The organism is Methylocystis sp. NC52PC (assembly GCF_055698645.1).
In genome coordinates this window covers 14,684-28,056 of record NZ_CP170125.1, presented here as the reverse complement: position 1 = coordinate 28,056, position 13,373 = coordinate 14,684, and the positions used below count along the sequence as shown (strand labels likewise).

Below are 13,373 nucleotides of genomic sequence, written 5' to 3'. Positions count from 1 at the left end.
GACGCCGCTCGGCGCGTCCGAAACGATGCGGCTTGTTTCGCCGCCGAATATCGAGCGGCGCGCCGACTAATGGGACGTTCGTTTCTACGAGCCTCGCTATTGACAAGCTGAAGCTCGCCCTCTTACCTCACTCCGCTGCGTCGAATTCAGCCGTCGCCGACTTGACGGCGCCGACCCGGAGCGGGACAAATCGAAGCGTTTTTCAAGCCCTTCTCGGGCTCCGACTTTGGAGCGCAAGATGAACTTCACGAAACGCTTTCGCATCGAACCCGGCTCCAGGGTCGACCTCTCCTCGATCGACGCCGGATTTCACGGCCGTCACGCCAATGACGTCGAGGCGGCCGAGGAGCTGCAGCATCATTTGCAGCGCATCACCAAATTGCAGCGCGCGCTCTATGCCGAACGCAATCATTCATTGCTCATCGTCCTTCAGGGCATCGACGGCGCCGGCAAGGACGGCTCCTGCTGGCATGTCATGAGCGCCATGGATCCGCAGGGGGTCCAGGTGACGGGGTTCAAACAGCCGACGGCGGAGGAGCGCGACCACGACTTCCTGTGGCGCATTCATCCCCACGCCCCGGCGCGCGGGAATGTGGCGATCTTCAACCGCTCGCATTACGAGGACGTCCTCGTCGTGCGGGTGCACAAGCTCGCGCCCAAGGAAATCTGGAAGCCGCGCTTCGACTTCATCAATGAATGGGAGAAGATGCTCGCGGTCGAGAACAATACGACGATCCTGAAATTCTTCCTTTATATCTCGAAAGACGAGCAGCTCGCGCGCTTCAAGGAGCGTCTCGACGATCCCACGCATCAGTGGAAGATCAGCGCGACCGATTATTCCGAGCGCAACAGATGGGACGATTATATCGAGGCCTTCGAGGCGGCGCTCTCGCGCTGCTCGACCGCGCATGCGCCCTGGTTCGTCATTCCGTCCAATCACAAATGGTTCCGCAATCTCGCTTTGTCCGCGATCGTCGCCGACGCGCTCGAAGATATGAAGATCGAGGCTCCCAAGCCGACGGTGGATATTGAAGAGATCCGCCGGCTCGATCATCAGGCGAGCGAGGCGGAGACCAGAAAGAAGAAGAAGTCGGCCGCCGGCGACGGGAAGGCCACAGACGCGACAGAAACGCCGGCGCAATCGTGACGCCGGCGCGCGCGACGAGCCCAGCGTCGTTTTTCTCGGCGATCGATCAGGCGCCGATGACCTGGCGTCATTATGCGCTTTGGCTCGCCGCGAGCGGCGGGGCGTTTCTCGACGGCTTTTCGGTCGTCGCTCTCGGCCTGTCGCTGCCGCTGCTCAAGCATGAATTCTCGCTCTCGCCCCTGCTCATCGGGTTGATGGGCTCGGCCCTCGTGCTGGGGGCTGCGGCCAGCGCCTGGCTCGGCGGCGTCCTCGCCGACAGGTTCGGGCGCAAGCGCGTGCTGATGTTCGATATGGCGCTGATTGCTCTCGCCGCGGCGCTCGCCGCTTTCGCGCCGCATCCCTGGCTTCTCGTCCCCGCGCAGCTTCTGACCGGAATGGGGGTCGGCGCGGATTTTCCGACGAGCGCCTCCTATGTCTCGGAGATGATGCCGCGCGCGACGCGCAGCCGCATGACGGTGGCGACGATCGCCATGCAGTCGGTGGGGATGCTCGCCGCGGCGCTGGCCGGGATCGCGATCACGCGCATTGATCCCGAAACCAGCGACTGGCGCCTGCTGCTCGGCGCCGTCGGCGCGCTCGCCGTGGCTTTTCTTTTCGCCCGCATGTGGGCGCCCGAGAGCGTGCGCTGGCTGGCGACGAAGGGGCGGATCGACGCGGCGCGGGCGCTTCTTGCGCAATTGAGCCGCGCGTTCCACGAAAAGCCGCCATCGACGTCCGCGCAGGAGGCGTTGGCCGAGCGGCCGATCGTCCCGGCGCCGCCGTCGAAGTCGCACGGGGCCGGCTTAGGAACCCTCTTCAGCGCGCGCTTTCGGGCGCAGACGCTGCTCGTCGCCTTGCCCTGGATGCTGATGGACGTCGCCACCTATGGCGTCGGCCTGTTCACGCCAGTCATTCTCGGCGCGCTTCATTTCGGCGGCGCGGGGGCGGGGCCGATCGCCGCGGAATTCGCCGACGCCAAAGGGAGCGCCCTGGTCGATCTCTTCCTGCTCGTCGGCTTTCTCGCCAGCCTGTGGGCTGTGCCGGCGCTCGGACGCATTCCCATGCAGATCGCCGGCTTCTTTGGCATGGCGGTCGGCATGGCGCTGCTGCTCTTCGCGGTCGTCGCGAACGACGGCGCCAGCGCCCATATGGGTTTCATCATCGCCGGCTTCGTCCTGTTCAACTTCTCCATGAACGTCGGGCCCAATGCGACGACCTTCATCCTCGCCCCGGCGCTTTTTCCAACCGCCGTTCGCGCCTCGGCGAGCGGCTTCGCGGCCGCGGCCGCGAAGGTCGGCGCGACCTTCGGAACCTTTGTCGCGCCGCAACTGCAGGCGGCCTGGGGCCTCGACGGCGTCGTGGCCCTGATGACGCTCGTCAGCCTCGCCGGCCTCGTCGCGACAGCCTTCTTCGCGCATGCCGTGAACGAGGAGGGCGCGCTGGAGGAAGATTAGAAGCCGGGGACGATCGCGCGACGGCGAACCCGGCGGAAGAGCGACCCGTTCTCGGGCTCGGACATCTTTTGTTGAAAGGAGCGTCGCCATGGATGCGCGCGTCGATTTATCGAAATCCCCCATCCCCGAGGTTCTCGCGGCGCTGTCGACCGATCCGCTGAAGGGTCTCGACGCCAAGACGGCCGCCGATCGGCTGGCGCATTTCGGGCCGAACGCGCTGGAAGAGAAGAAGACCAGCGAATGGGTTCTCTTCTTCCGCTACTTCTGGGGCCCGATCCCCTGGATGATCGAAGCGGCCGCGATCATGGCGCTGGTCGTCCGCGACTGGGGCGACTTCACCATCATCCTCGCCTTGCTGATCTTCAACGCCGCGCTCGGCTTCTTCGAGGAGCATCAGGCGTCGAACGCGCTGCAGGCATTGAAGAACGCGCTGGCGCTCAAAGCCAAGGCGCTGCGCGACGGCGTCTGGAGCGAGATCGACGCGACGGACATCGTGCCGGGCGACATCGTGCGCGTGCGGCTGGGCGACGTCGTGCCCGCCGACGCGCGCATCGTTTCGGGCGATTATCTCAGCGTCGATCAGGCGGCGCTCACGGGCGAGTCGCTTCCCGTCTCGAAGAAGCCGGGCGACATTCTCTATTCGGGCTCGATCGCCAAGCAGGGCGAAATCCAGGCGGTGGTGACCGAGACCGGCGCGCGCACCTTCTTCGGCCGCACCGCTTCTCTCGTGCAGAGCGCCGGCGCGACCTCGCATTTCCAGGCCGCTGTGATGCGCATCGGCGATTTCCTCATCGCCGCGGCCGGCGTTCTCGCCGTGATCCTCGTCGCGGTGCAATTGTCGCGCGGCGCCGATGTGCTGCGTCTCGCGGAATTCGTGCTGATCCTGCTCGTCGCCTCGGTTCCCGTCGCCATGCCGGCGGTGCTTTCCGTCACCATGGCGCTCGGCGCGAAACTGCTGGCGCGCGAAAAGGCCATCGTCTCGCGCCTCGAGTCGATCGAGGAAATGGCGGGGATGGATATCCTCTGCTCGGACAAGACCGGGACGCTCACGCAAAACAAATTGACGCTCGGCGAGGTCAGCCCCTGGAAAGGCGCCGATCCCAAGGAGGCGCTGCTCGTCGCGTCTCTCGCCTCCAAGGCGGAGGACCGCGACCCGATCGATCTCGCCGTGCTCGCCGGCCTGCACGACGACGCTGCGCTGAAAGCCTATACGCAGTCGGCCTATCAGCCGTTCGATCCGGTGACCAAGCGCACCGAGGCGACGGTGAAGGGGCCGGACGGCGCGACGTTCAAAGCCGCCAAGGGCGCGCCGCAGGTCATCATGGCGCTCGCCAAACTCGAAGGCGCCGATCTCGACGCGGCCAACGAGGCCGTCGACGCTTACGCCGCCAAGGGCTTCCGCACGCTCGGCGTCGCGCGCACGGACGCGAGCGGCGCGTGGCGCTTTCTGGGCTTCATTCCGCTCTATGATCCGCCGCGCGCCGACTCCAAGGAAACCATCGCCCGGGCGGAAGGCTATGGCGTTCGCGTCAAGATGGTCACGGGCGACGACGTCGCCATCGCCCAGCAGATCGCCGGCGATCTCGGCCTCGGGACGCGCATTCAGCCGGCGACGGATCTCTTCGAGGGCGGCGTCGGCAAGGGCGACATTCCGGCCGACATTGCTGAGCGCATCGAGGCGGCGGACGGTTTCGCCCGCGTCTTTCCCGAACATAAATATGCGATCGTGAAGGCGCTGCAGGAGCAGGGCCACATCGTCGGCATGACGGGCGACGGCGTCAACGACGCGCCGGCGCTCAAACAGGCCGACATCGGCGTCGCCGTCTCGGGCGCGACCGACGCGGCGCGCGCCGCCGCCGCGCTCATTCTCACCGCGCCCGGCCTCTCCACGATCATCCGCGGCATCGAGGAAGCGCGGCGCATCTTCGAGCGCATGATGAGCTACACGCTCTATCGCATCGCCATGACGCTCGACATCATGGTGTTCATCGTGCTGGCGACGATCGTCTATGGTTTCTTCCCGCTGACGCCGGTGATGATCATCATGCTGGCGCTGCTCGACGACATTCCGATCATGGCCATCGCCTTCGACCGGGCGAAGGTTCCGAGCCGTCCGGTGCGCTGGCGGATGGACCGCGTGCTCGTCGTCTCCTCGGTGCTCGGCGCCCTCGCCGTCCTTCAAAGCTTCGGGCTTCTCGTCCTCGGCCAGAACGTGCTGCATCTCGACGCGCCGCATCTCCAGACGATCCTGTTTTTGCAGCTCGTCGTCGGCGGTCATCTGATGCTGTTCGTGACGCGCGCCAAGGGCCCGTTCTGGGCGCCGCCCTTCCCGGGAACGGCGCTGTTCTGGGCCATTGTCGCGACGCAGATCGTCGCGGCGCTGCTCTGCGCCTATGGCGTGCTCGTGCCGGCGCTGCCGTGGGCGCTCATCGGCCTCGTCTGGGCCTACAACCTCGTCTGGATGTTCGTTCAGGATCTCGCCAAGCTCGCGATCTATCACGAGCTCGACGCGCGCGTGACCAAAGCGACGCCGTTCCTTGCGCGGCTGACCGAGCCGCTGGGCGCGACCGCGCGCCGACCGGCGGCCGTGTCGCCCGCGGCGCCTGCGCCGTCCCGGCGCGCCGCCGATCATGTGGCGACGGTCCTGGGCCTCGCCGCCGTCGCGGCGCTCCTTTGGGCCGCCCACATGGCCGCCGAGAACGCCGCTTCCCCGGTCGCGAAGGCGGCGCAGCCGGCGGCGCCGGCCAGCGGCGAGGCGCCGGCTGCGTCCGCGCCTGCGGCGCCTGCGGCGGACACGGCGGCCCCCGCGCCGGCGCCCTCCGCGCCGGCGAAGACCTCGGCGCAATTGGGCGTTCTCCCCACGGAGGCGCGCGCGAAAGGCAGATGGCGTCAACTTCAAAAGCGCGCGCCGGGCGTGATCGGCGCGCATCAGCCGACGATCCTGCGCAAGGAGAAAGACGGACAGACCGCCTGGTTCGTCGAGATCGCCGACTTCAAGGACCGGCTCGAAGCCGCCGCATTCTGCGAGTCCCTTCGCGCCAGGGGCGCGGAATGCGCGCTCCTCGGCGAGTGACGGTCGAAGGCGCGCGGGCGCCATCGGCCCGCGCGTCTTTTTGGCGTGCTGTGGGAAAAGGCCGGCGGATAACGCGTCGAACGCCGTGACAAAGCGCCGCCGTCGGCTAGGATTTCGATCGTGCACGTCCTTGATTCGCTCCCCGCGCGCGACCCGCCCGCCGCTGTCGACGCGCCTCGCCGGCGCGCCGCCCGCGCCCGCCGAGGGGCGGAGCCGGCGGCTGGGAAGGGCGCGTCCATTCCACCGCTCCCGCATTGGGTGCGGCGTTCCGGCGCGGATCGCGACGCGGCGTCGTTTTTCGCCGGCGCGGCCCTCGCCCTCTTCGATCAGGTCCTGCGCGGCGCCTACGGGGCCGAAGCGTCGAGCGGCGCAAACGACGCCGCCGAGCCCGCCTTCGCGGGCTGCCTGCGCCAGCGCCTGGCGCTGCGCGCGGCCGAGAGCTGCGCGACGCTGTCGCGATTGCGCGAGGATGCGCTGGCCTTGCGCGACGCCGAGCATCTGGCGATGGGCGGCCAGATCAGCCCGGCGGGGCGCCTGCATCGGCTGTTTCGGCTCTGTGCGGCCCCTCCCGTCGCGCGGCTCGACGCGGCGACGCTGGCGCGGGCGGGCGCGGCGCTCGGCCTGCCGGAGATCGACTCAGCCGGCGCCGCCAGGGCCTTGCAGGGCTGCGCGGCCGATGCGCCCGAGCCGCTCGCCGCCGCCGCCCAGGCCAGCGCCGCCGCCCTGAAGCTTGGCGCGGGCGCCTCGGCGCTCGACGCGGAAATCTTCGCGCTCTTCGTCGCCGATCTCGCTTTGGCGCGCCGTCTCGACTGGGCGCGCCCCGTCCCCTTGCTCGCCGCCGTCGTCGCCCATCCCGCGCTCCGGCGCGGGGCAGGGGGCCGGCGCCCGCGACCCTTGGACGACGATTGGCCGGCGGCCGTCGCGCAGGGTTACGGCCTCGCGCTTCTCGACGCCCATGCGCTTGCCGCCGATCTGGCGCGGCGGGCGCAAAAGCTTCTCGCCGTCGCGCCGGCGTTGCGGGCGAAGGGCGCGCGCCGCGTCGTCGACCTGCTGCTGGCCGACGACGCCGTCACGCCCGCCGTCGCCGCTTCCCGCGCCGGCCTCTCGGATCGCGCCGCGCGGCGCCTGTTCGACCGGCTCGTCGCGCTTGGCGCCGTGCGCGAACTCTCCGGGCGCGACGCTTTCAGGATTTACGGTCTATGAGCCGCGCCGCGACATCCGCCCGTCTCGACCGCGACCTTTCCGATCTCCCAGAGGGGATGCGCTGGCGCGAATGGATGCTGCGCGCCGAGGCGGCGATCTTCGCTTCGTCGAAGCCGGTCCCCCGCGAGACCCTCGCCGGGCTTGTCGGCGACGCCTGCCGGCTCGACGCGCTCCTCGCCGATATCAACGAAGAGCTTAAAGGGCGGCCTTATGAAATCGTCTTCGTCGCCGGAGGCTGGCAGTTTCGCACGCGCCCGCGTCATGCCGAGACGCTGCGCGCGCTGGCCGGGGCAAAGGATGCAGGGCCGCCGTCTTTCACCAAACTCGAAATGCTGGCGCTCTCGGCCATCGCCTATCAGCAGCCGATCACCCGCGCCGGCCTCTCGCGTCTCGTCGGCCACGACATCAGCCGCGACATTCTCGGCCGGTTGAAAAACACAGGGGTCATCGCGCCGGGCCCGCGCGCGCCGCAGCCCGGCGCGCCGATCGCCTGGGTGACGACGCCGCGCTTCCTCGAAGTCTTCGCGCTCGGGAGCCTGCGGGATCTGCCTGATCTCGACGCCATGGCGGCGGACGACGCGTCGTCGGGAGAGGTCGAGGACAGCGTCGAGGCCGCGCTCGACGACGCGCTCGGGCTGATCGAGGAGGGCGCCGACGACGCGCAAGACGACGCAAGCCTTTAGGTGAGGCCTTAGGTGAGGCGACGGCCCGTCGCCGCTGTTTTCCAAAGCGCGCCGCTGCGGCTTTCGAGCCGCGCCGCCGTCAAAGATATGCGCGCGCCCGCCGCGCCCCTCCGACGCCGTCGCCCCCGTCGTCGCGACAGGGAGCGGGCTCTACATCGCCATTCTGGCGTGACGTTTCAGAGGGCACGGCCATGTTCGTGACGATCGACATTGGCGGAACCAAGACGCGCATCGGCTGCGCCCATGATTTCGACGCGCTCGGCCCCGTCGCTATTTTCCCGACGGCCCCCGATTATGCGCAAGGCCTCGACGCGCTCGTCGCGGCGGTGACAAAGCTTGCGGGCGGCAGGCTCGGCGGCGTGGCGGTGGGGGCGCCGGGCGTTCTGTCGCGGGACAGGCGCCAAATCGTCCATGCGCAAAATCTCCCGCGCTGGAACGGCGCGGCGCTCGCCGACGATCTGGAAAGGGCCCTGGGCGCGCCGGTGATCGTGGAAAACGACACGGCGCTGGTCGGGCTCGGCGAGGCGACGGTCGGGGCCGGCAAGGGCGCCGCCATCGTCGCCTATGTCACCGTCTCCACCGGCGTGAACGGCGCGCGCTTCGTCGACGGCGCGCTCGACCGCGCCGCCTTCGGATTCGAAATCGGCGAGCAGCTTCTGGGTTGCGGCGCGAGCGCGCGCACGCTCGAGGATCTCGTTTCAGGCCGCGCCATCGAAGCGCGCTTCGGCGCGCCGCCGGCTACTCTGGGCAAGGAGCATCCAGTGTGGGCGGAGCTCGCGGAAATCGTCGCAGTGGGGCTTCACAATACGATCGCCTACTGGTCTCCCGAAAGGATCGTCGTCGGCGGCTCCATGATCGGAGAGGTCGGCGTTTCTCTCGAACGCATCGAGGTCCAATTGAAGCGCCTGCGGCACAAGAATCCGGCGCTGCCCGAGATTGTGCGCGCCGCGCTCGGCGATCTCGGCGGATTGTGGGGCGGGCTCGCACATTTGCGGGGGCGTTTGACCTGACGCCGAACGATTGGCCGCAACTTCACGCTTTCTTGAGGAACTCCGTCCTCAACACGAGATCCTTGATCTTCTCGGCGCGACATTCGATCTCCGCCGGATCGCCGGTCAGACGAATATTCTTGATGAGCGTGCCACGCTTCAAGACCGTGGAGGTCCCTTTCACCTTCAGATCCTTTATCACCGTCACGGAATCGCCGTCCTTCAATTCCGTTCCGTTGCTGTCTCTCACGATCTCAGTCATTTTTACTCCAATGTCGGCGTCGGCATGTTGCATGGCGAGACGTCGACGGCAAGTCTACGAACACATCGCCGCGACACGATCACCGGGGCCTGAAACGCGCGCAGGCGGCTTGCGGCCCTGTTGAAGGCGTAGGCGGGGCCGAGGCTTTGTCCAGCCTTGGACGCATCGGACGATGCACGACGGGAAAGGCGACGCCGAGAACCAAGCCCCAGAGCAGCATTCCGAGCAGAAGCCCAACGGCGGGATAGCCCGTTAGAATGGGCTGCGGCGGCAGCCATTGCAGGAGCGGGATGGGCCCGAGCATCCACAAGACGAAGCCGAACGCCATTCCAAAGAGCCAGCCTCCGCGCGGGTCGTTCGCCGCCCGCTGAAACAGCCATCCATACAGCACGCCGCCAAAGAGCATCATGCCGATATAGCCGAGAGCGGCGGCGACGATCGAGAAGTTCGCGGCGCGGCCAAGGGCGTCGAGCGACTTGAACGCATGCAGCAACCACAAGGCTGGAACGTCGGCGACGAGGCTCGCCGCCGCGCCGGCCAGCAAGGGACGCTGCGTCGGACCTGCGTCGAGTCCATGCGCGAGCAGGATCTTAAGCATGACGCCTTTTCCCTGGCGCGGTCGTCAGCCGGGCCGCGTTCAGCACAGTCTCGATGGAGGGCGCCTGCTGAAGGTCGGACTCGAAGAGGCTGATCAGATGCCGATAGGCCAGGCCGACGAGGCGGGGATCGCGGTTGAGATCGAACAGCCCAACCGGATTGACGTTTCCGAGAGGCTCGCGCAGCGCGATGTCCCAGTCGATCTGGTCGGTGAGCGAATACCAGGTGAAGCCGACGATCGGCACGCCGCTTTGGCGCATGAGCTGCACATTGTGCCACTGCCGCCACAACCAGCGCGGGGCGTCGCGCGCGTCCAGGCGGTTCGTCTCAGTATGCATCATGGGCCGCTGGTAGCGCTCGTAATATTGACGGGCGATGACGAACCAGCCAAACAGCTCCCCGAGCGCCCGCGCGTCGCCGGACGCGTCGATGAGCTTTTCGTTCCATTCGTAATAATCAACGCCGAGGATGGCGCGCGCGCCGACGTCCTGCTGCATGAACCATGCGTATTCCTCGGCCGGCATGCCATTTTGCAGGAGATACTCCCGCATGTCGGCGCGAACGCCGCGGGCGTAGAGCAAATCGAGGGCGAGGAAGCGTCGCTCGTTCTCGAAATCGGCTTTGTCGCGGACCTTGCGATCGGGACAGCAGGGCTGGAAAAACTCGCCGCTCTCGCTGTTGACGAACACCGCATCGGGCCGCGCAGCCGCGATTTCCTGCATCATCAGCACGCTGGCTTTGGCAAGATGCCGGATGGCGGTGACGAAGGCGCGCTCGTCCCGGCATTGCTCGTTCCACAGGCCCTCGAGCGCGCTGAATCTCGCGCACACATACATTTCGTTGACCGGCGTGTAGAAGCGCACCCAGTCATAGCGACGGACGAAGGCGCGCGCATAGTCGGCGAGCGCCTGCGGCGTTTCGGGATTCTGGAAGTTTCCCAGCCAATCCGGCAGGCCGAAGTGGCAGAGGTCCATGATCGGCGTGACGCCGAGCCGCTGCATCTCGGCCGCGACCTCGTCGAGAAAGGCCCAGTCGTATTGGCCTCTACGCTGGTTCACGAGGTGCAGCGGCGGGCCGTAGCGCAAATAGCGCAGGCCCAGATCGCGCACGAGCGCGAGATCGGCGCGCCAGTGGCGATAGTGGCCGCAGGCGGCCATCTCGTCCAAACGCCAACGTCCGCCGTCGAGCGTCGGATAACTGCATTCGACGCCGGTCGCGAACATGAAACGGTCCTCGGCCGGTTGGGGCGCGCAGGCGATGGGACGATGCGGCCGATGCGCTCCGGCAGCGAGGCGCGTTCCCCGCGCCGCCGCATAACCGACGGGCCTGACATAGACGAGACCGAGAACCGCGCCCCAGATGAGATGGCCGACAATGATCGCCGCGGGCTCGTGCAGTCCGCCCGAAACGCCGAACAGGCCCGAATAAGGCAAGGCGCCGCTGCGGACGAGCGGGTGCATGAGTTCGAACTGCGGGTGCATGATGAAGAGCGCCAGAGGCATCGGCACGAAGGCGAACAGCAAGCCTTGCAGAACCGGCGGCGCCGCCACGACGGACCAGAAGAAATACGCGTAAAAGACGCCCCAGATCGCGCCGACGAGCAGATGCAGGGACATGCCCGCCGGCCACCAGGCCCAGGCGCGGCCATGCGGGAAGGCCAGCGTGCCGAGCGTCCCCACAATATCGAAGGAGGGGACGCCGGCAAGGATGAGCGGGCGCGCCGCAACCTCCCACGCAATGGCTCCGGCCATGCCGGCGAGGACTGCTTTGCGATAGGCGACATGACGAATCATCGCCCGCCTGCTCCTGCGCCCGCCGCTGCGCTAACGAGCCGCCGTCATCGCTTCGAAAAACGCATTTTCGAAACCCCGCATGGCTGGTGAGGTTCCGACCGGCGCGGCGCCGCCGCCACCGCAGGGCTCGACGCTAGCCGCGGGAGAAACCCGCCATGCCGACGAGCGCCAACGGAAAAATGACGATCAGGCTCAGCAGGATGAGCATGACGGTTGCGGCCGGAAACAAATAAACCGCCAGAACCAGCACAACGGCGAGCGCAGCGAGAATCTGTCTCGACTTCTCTCTGCCGTATTCGAGTTTGCGCGCCAATTGCGCGGAGGACTGAACCCAAAAGCGCAGCGGCTGCGCTTCGTCCGCCATGAGCACGACTTCGATCCGATCAGGTTGGGGAGGCGCCATCGATTTTCTCTCCTGCTCGCGCCGCGTCGCAAAGACCATAACAAATTCACGAAGGCGCGTCCCCGCGGGAGCGGCGGCGAACGGGATTGCGGAGCAAAACGCGAGAAGACGCCGGCCGCCACAGCGTGATCTTGTCGGCGCGCTCGAAACTCGTCAAAGTAAAGCTGTTGGTTTTTTCTTTTGCAGACGCGAGTCGCTCGAAATGGACGCTTCCTCCGCTATGACGATCCTCGGCGGCCTCGGCCTGTTCCTGTTGGGGATTCATCACCTCACCGAAGGTCTCAAAGGGCTCGCCGGAGAATCGCTCCGGAAAGCCCTGGAGACCCTCGTCCGCGGTCGTTTCAGCGCGGTGGCGTTCGGCGCGGTTTTCACGGCGCTCATTCAGTCGTCGAGCGCGACGGTGCTGACGGTCATTGGCTTCGTCAGCGCTGGCCTCGTGAGCTTTCCCCAGGCGATCGGCGTGCTCATCGGGGCCACCTTCGGCACCACGACGACGCCCTGGATGGTGGCCTTCTTCGGATTCCGGGTGCAAATCTCTTCCTTTGCGATGCCGCTCATCGGCGTCGGCGCCTTTCTGTGGCTCGCGGCCAAGGGCCGATGGCGCGCGGCCGGCGCCATCCTCGCGGGATTCGGGCTGATCTTCGTCGGGCTGGATTATCTCCAGACCGGCATGGGCGCCGTCGAGTGGAACATCGACTCCTTTGTCGGCGACGGCTGGGCGGCCAAATGGCTCCTGGCCGGATTGGGTCTCGTCATGACGGTCGTGATGCAGAGCTCCAGCGCCGCCGCGGCGGCGACCCTCGTCGCCTTGCATGCGGGGAGCCTGAACTTTCTCCAGGCCTGCGCCATGGTGGTCGGACAAAGCATCGGCACGGCGGCGACGAGCGCGGCGCTCGGGGCGATGAGCGGCGGCCTCGCCGTGCGGCGTTCGGCCCTGGCGCATATCATCTTCAGCGTCATCGTCGGCGTGCTCGGCATGCTGCTGCTGTCGCCGCTCGCCAAGGCCGCGACCTGGGTCGTCTCGGGCCTCGACGACTATGACGGCGTTCTCGCCGTCGCGGCGTTCAGCAGCCTGTTCAAATTGATGGGCGTCGTCGTCTTCTTTCCTTGGCTCGACGCCTATGCGCGCTTCATCGTCAATCTGTCCGGCAAAGGCGACGACTCGGCCGTCAGCCGTTTGGAGCCGGCGCTCGCCGAAGCCGGCGGGCCGGTTGCGCTGGAAGCGGTCTGGCGGGCGCTGCTCGAGGTTTCGCGCTGCGCCGTCGACGCCGCGGGCCGGCGTCTCGCCGGCGAACAGATCGCCTATCAACCGCCTGAAGAGTCCGTGCGGCGCATCGATCATTTTCTCGAGTCGCTGTCGTTGGAGACTCTCGACGTCGCCGATATGGAGCCGCGGCTGGTGCGTCTCTGTCACGCCATCGACCACCTCAAGCGGCTGCATGAAGACCTTGGCGACGCGACTGCGACGACGGCTCTGGCGACGTCGACCACGGCCGCCGCCGCAGGCGCGCAGGTGCTGGCCGCATGGCTCGAGGCGCAGAAGGCGCCGTCGGACGTCGTCAGCGGCTCGGTCCTGCACGCCGTCGACGCCGCCTCGACGCAATTGTCGGCGGAGCGAAAGGCGCTGCGCGAAAAAATTCTCGAATCCGTCGCGCGCCAACAGACGCCGGCGGCGGCCGCGAACGACGAATTGCTCGCGCTGCAATGGGCCGACAAGGCGCTCCACCATGCGTGGCGCATCATCGACTCGCTGGATGCGGCGGCCGGCAAGTAGCGGCGCGGCGGCCGGA

11 protein-coding genes are annotated in these 13,373 nt (G+C 67.3%); 7 read left to right on the top strand and 4 right to left on the bottom strand.

The genetic code is table 11. The features are described 5' to 3' along the window. The first annotated feature begins 238 nt into the window (after positions 1-238). The 6 genes from ACETII_RS00135 to ACETII_RS00110 all read left to right on the top strand — a co-directional run bounded on the left by ACETII_RS00135 (position 239) and on the right by ACETII_RS00110 (position 8,549). Entirely contained in the window at positions 239-1,147 is a 909-nt protein-coding gene (locus tag ACETII_RS00135; protein WP_472785377.1) for a polyphosphate kinase 2 family protein, read from the top strand. Positions 1,148-1,203: 56 nt separating this feature from the next. Next, a complete protein-coding gene (locus ACETII_RS00130) occupies positions 1,204-2,580 on the top strand; it encodes an MFS transporter (protein WP_472785376.1) in 1,377 nt (458 codons plus the stop codon). An 88-nt stretch (positions 2,581-2,668) separates the two neighbouring features. Further along, positions 2,669-5,653 carry a plasma-membrane proton-efflux P-type ATPase gene (locus ACETII_RS00125; RefSeq protein ID WP_472785375.1) on the top strand — a complete coding sequence of 995 codons (2,985 nt, stop codon included), beginning with the start codon at positions 2,669-2,671 and terminating at the stop codon, positions 5,651-5,653. 120 nt (positions 5,654-5,773) lie between these two features. After that, positions 5,774-6,856: a DUF1403 family protein gene (locus ACETII_RS00120; RefSeq protein WP_472785374.1), complete on the top strand. Its 1,083-nt coding sequence runs from the start codon at positions 5,774-5,776 to the stop codon at positions 6,854-6,856. Next, positions 6,853-7,539 (top strand): SMC-Scp complex subunit ScpB, encoded by a 687-nt coding sequence (gene scpB / locus ACETII_RS00115; RefSeq protein ID WP_472785373.1) that lies wholly within the window; start codon positions 6,853-6,855, stop codon positions 7,537-7,539. Before ACETII_RS00120 ends, scpB begins: the two co-directional genes overlap by 4 nt. Before the next feature lie 191 nt (positions 7,540-7,730). After that, the gene (locus ACETII_RS00110; protein WP_472785372.1) at positions 7,731-8,549 is read left to right on the top strand and encodes an ROK family protein; all 819 of its coding nucleotides are present in this window, start codon (positions 7,731-7,733) and stop codon (positions 8,547-8,549) included. Between the two features lie 22 nt (positions 8,550-8,571). Here the strand turns inward: ACETII_RS00110 and ACETII_RS00105 are convergent, their stop codons facing one another. The 4 genes from ACETII_RS00105 to ACETII_RS00090 form a co-directional block, all read right to left on the bottom strand. Then, positions 8,572-8,790 carry an alkylphosphonate utilization protein gene (locus ACETII_RS00105; protein ID WP_363351954.1) on the bottom strand — a complete coding sequence of 73 codons (219 nt, stop codon included), beginning with the start codon at positions 8,788-8,790 and terminating at the stop codon, positions 8,572-8,574. Positions 8,791-8,869: 79 nt separating this feature from the next. Continuing rightward, complete coding sequence (locus ACETII_RS00100) at positions 8,870-9,388, bottom strand: hypothetical protein (RefSeq protein ID WP_472785371.1); 519 nt, start codon at positions 9,386-9,388, stop codon at positions 8,870-8,872. Continuing rightward, positions 9,381-11,180, bottom strand: a complete 1,800-nt coding sequence (locus ACETII_RS00095) for a family 1 glycosylhydrolase (RefSeq protein WP_472785370.1) — start codon at positions 11,178-11,180, stop codon at positions 9,381-9,383. The genes ACETII_RS00100 and ACETII_RS00095 overlap by 8 nt, the downstream gene beginning before the upstream one ends. A 133-nt stretch (positions 11,181-11,313) precedes the next feature. Beyond that, entirely contained in the window at positions 11,314-11,583 is a 270-nt protein-coding gene (locus ACETII_RS00090) for a hypothetical protein (RefSeq protein WP_472785369.1), read from the bottom strand. A gap of 202 nt (positions 11,584-11,785) precedes the next feature. Here ACETII_RS00090 and ACETII_RS00085 point away from each other — a divergent pair, with 202 nt between their 5' ends. Then, positions 11,786-13,357: a Na/Pi cotransporter family protein gene (locus tag ACETII_RS00085; RefSeq protein WP_472785368.1), complete on the top strand. Its 1,572-nt coding sequence runs from the start codon at positions 11,786-11,788 to the stop codon at positions 13,355-13,357. The last annotated feature ends 16 nt before the right edge of the window (positions 13,358-13,373 follow it).

What these genes read in the sequence shown, in the direction of transcription:
- ACETII_RS00135 (WP_472785377.1), top strand. Translation starts at nt 239, where the DNA reads ATGAACTTCACGAAACGCTTTCGCATCGAACCCGGCTCCAGGGTCGAC.
- ACETII_RS00130 (WP_472785376.1), top strand. Translation starts at nt 1,204, where the DNA reads ATGACCTGGCGTCATTATGCGCTTTGGCTCGCCGCGAGCGGCGGGGCG.
- ACETII_RS00125 (WP_472785375.1), top strand. Translation starts at nt 2,669, where the DNA reads ATGGATGCGCGCGTCGATTTATCGAAATCCCCCATCCCCGAGGTTCTC.
- scpB (WP_472785373.1), top strand. Translation starts at nt 6,853, where the DNA reads ATGAGCCGCGCCGCGACATCCGCCCGTCTCGACCGCGACCTTTCCGAT.
- ACETII_RS00110 (WP_472785372.1), top strand. Translation starts at nt 7,731, where the DNA reads ATGTTCGTGACGATCGACATTGGCGGAACCAAGACGCGCATCGGCTGC.
- ACETII_RS00105 (WP_363351954.1), bottom strand. Translation starts at nt 8,790, where the DNA reads ATGACTGAGATCGTGAGAGACAGCAACGGAACGGAATTGAAGGACGGC.
- ACETII_RS00100 (WP_472785371.1), bottom strand. Translation starts at nt 9,388, where the DNA reads ATGCTTAAGATCCTGCTCGCGCATGGACTCGACGCAGGTCCGACGCAG.
- ACETII_RS00095 (WP_472785370.1), bottom strand. Translation starts at nt 11,180, where the DNA reads ATGATTCGTCATGTCGCCTATCGCAAAGCAGTCCTCGCCGGCATGGCC.
- ACETII_RS00090 (WP_472785369.1), bottom strand. Translation starts at nt 11,583, where the DNA reads ATGGCGCCTCCCCAACCTGATCGGATCGAAGTCGTGCTCATGGCGGAC.
- ACETII_RS00085 (WP_472785368.1), top strand. Translation starts at nt 11,786, where the DNA reads ATGGACGCTTCCTCCGCTATGACGATCCTCGGCGGCCTCGGCCTGTTC.